Below are 2,503 nucleotides of genomic sequence, written 5' to 3'. Positions count from 1 at the left end.
CCTTTCCCGGCACTGTCACACCCTCCTGGTGAAATACACCCATGGAATTGACGGCGCTGGAGGAGGCGCTCGACCACCTCGTCGAGGCGGTGACGGCCGAGGACCGGCCCCGCCCGACGGGGCAGGAGACGGTCCGGCTGTGCCGGGCCCTGTCCCGCCTCCAGGCGGTGACCGCCATTGCCGAAGGCGACTTCGCCGACGGCGGGGAGTGGGCCGCCAGCGGGGCCCGGTCGGGCCCGGCGTGGCTGTCCACCGAGACGCGCCTTCCCACCCCGGAGTGCCGCAGGGCGGCCCGCCTGGGCCGGCGCATCCACGGCCTTCCCCATGCCGAGGCGGCCTGGCTGGAGGGCCGGATCGGGGCGGCCCACGCCGCCGTCCTGGTCGGCCTCGGCAACCGGCGCACCATGTACGACCTCACCGAGGCCGAGGAGTCCCTGGTGGGACAGGCCGCCTCGCTCCGCTTCGACGACTTCGCAGCCGTTGCCGCCTACTGGAAACAGCACGCCGATCCCGAGGGGACCGACTCCGACGAGGAGGAGCGCCGCAACCGGCGCGACGTCTACCTGGTGGAGTCCCTGGGGGGCACCTGGTTCGGCAAGATGACCCTCGACCCGCTCTCGGGGGCGATCGTGGACGCCGAGCTGGCCCGCCTGGAGAACCAGGCCTTCGCGGCCGACTGGGCGGCGGCCAAAGCGAGACTGGGCCACGATCCCAGGCCTGACGAGCTGGACCGGAGCGCCGCCCAGCGCCGGGCCGACGCCCTGGTCGAGATGGCCACCCGGTCGGCCTCCACGCCCCCCGGGGCCCAGCGCCCCGCCCCCCTGTTCTCGGTGTTCGTGGGCTACGAGACCCTGCACGGGCGCATCCTGGAACTGGCCAACGGCACCGTGATCTCCCCCCGCGCCGTGGTGCCCTGGCTCGACGGCGCCTACATCGAGCGGGCGGTGTTCGGGCCGGGGAGAAGGGTGGAGGTGTCCAAGCGGGCCCGGCTGTTCACCGGGGCCACCCGGCGGGCAGTGGAGCTGCGAGACCGGCGCTGTGCCCATCCCTACTGCGACCGTCGCCTCCCGCAGTGCCAGGTCGACCACGTGATCCCGTACTCCCAGGACGGCCCGACCATCCAGGAGAACGGCCAGCTGCTGTGCGGGTTCCACAACCGGGCCAAGGACCCGAGGAGCGGGCGACCACCCCCGCCCGACGCGGCGTAGGGGGTCATCCGGCGATGGCGCTCTCATTTTGCATAGAGCTGGCCGTCGGAGTCCTCGGCTATCGCGATCCGGGTGAGCCCGCTTTGAGCCGGCCCCACCTCGACCGCCCCGGTGCGCCCGTTGAACTGCGATCCGTGGCACGGGCACACGAACGACCGGTCCGACGCCGAGTACTCGACCGGGCATCCGGCGTGCGGGCACACGGCGTCGAAGGCCAGGAAGACGCCGCGCTCGGGCTGCACCACCAGTGACGGGTCCCCTGTTCCGGGGTCCTGGAACGAGGCCGCTCCGCCCACCGGAACGCTGCTGGCAGGGCCGATGCGGGTGCCGGGCGGCCGCGGCGACGTGGTCGTGGTCGGAGGCGGAGGAGGAGAGGTTGCCGGATTCGGCGTGGCCGGCGTGGTCGGCGCGGTCCGGGTCGAAGGGGGAGCAGCACCGAGAGACCGTGTCTGCCGGCTGGACGTGCTGCCGCCGGCGAGCCGGCCGATCCCGGCCGACAAGCCACCGGTCACCAGGCCGAACAGACCCAGGACGCCGGCGGCCGCTCCTCGAACGGCAAAGCTGCGCCTGTCCAGCACGGCTCCCCCCATGCCCGCGGGCGCGGTGCGCCGGGCGGCATCGGCCAGCAGGGTGTCGGCGGAGAGTCGTCCGGGCCCGCCGATGAGGAGAGGTGTCCACGCAAACACGAACACGATGTCGGAGCCCGTGTAAAAGGGGTTGGCGTGGAAGCTCACGGTGAGGAACAGGGACAGCGACAGCAGTACGCCGCCGCCCGCCGCGAGCCGGGTGTAGAGCCCCAACACGGTGCCGAGGCCGATGGCCAGCTCAGCGAAGGCGATCAACACGCCGAGAGGCACGGCCACGTGTCCCAGACCGCCGAGGAGGCCGTGCAGAGGGCTGCGGCGCGCTGCACCTGCGAGCTGGGACTGGATCGAGGCTGGGTTGGCGGGGTTGAAGAAGTTGGGGTTGGACAGCTTCTGCAGCCCGGCGAAGCAGAACGTGAGACCCAGGAAGGCGCGAAGTGGCAGCAGCGTCTGAACGTCGTGCTGCGGTCGCCCGGCCATCCGGTCGATCGTCCCCCAGCAAGCCTTGCGGAATCGTGAAGGGCCCGACGCTAGGGCTGAAGTGGACTCTCGTGCTGCGTGGTCACGACGCGGCCCGGTGACGGGGGTCCGGCCCGGTTGCCTGCTCTGCAGGGACCGGAGCCGGCGCCTGGAGCTCCGGCCGGCCGAGGCTTGCAGCGGTGGGCCGAGGGACCACGACAACGGGGCACGGCGGATGGCGGGTAAGGGCCC

The 2,503-nt window shown here is 72.6% G+C and carries 2 protein-coding genes; one reads left to right on the top strand and one right to left on the bottom strand.

Features of this window, described 5'->3' with window-relative positions:
• Positions 1–47 precede the first annotated feature (47 nt).
• Positions 48–1,208, top strand: coding sequence for a DUF222 domain-containing protein (locus VFW24_18780; protein HEX5268818.1), 1,161 nt, complete (start codon positions 48–50; stop codon positions 1,206–1,208).
• Positions 1,209–1,231: 23 nt separating this feature from the next.
• Here VFW24_18780 and VFW24_18775 read toward each other — a convergent pair whose 3' ends face one another.
• Positions 1,232–2,272 carry a Rieske 2Fe-2S domain-containing protein gene (locus VFW24_18775; protein HEX5268817.1) on the bottom strand — a complete coding sequence of 347 codons (1,041 nt, stop codon included), beginning with the start codon at positions 2,270–2,272 and terminating at the stop codon, positions 1,232–1,234.
• Between the last annotated feature and the right edge of the window lie 231 nt (positions 2,273–2,503).

This window comes from Acidimicrobiales bacterium, assembly GCA_036273495.1.
Taxonomy (GTDB): domain Bacteria; phylum Actinomycetota; class Acidimicrobiia; order Acidimicrobiales; family JAJPHE01; genus DASSEU01.
The sequence above is the reverse complement of the archived record's forward strand: the minus strand, read 5'-3'. Positions and strand labels throughout refer to the sequence as shown.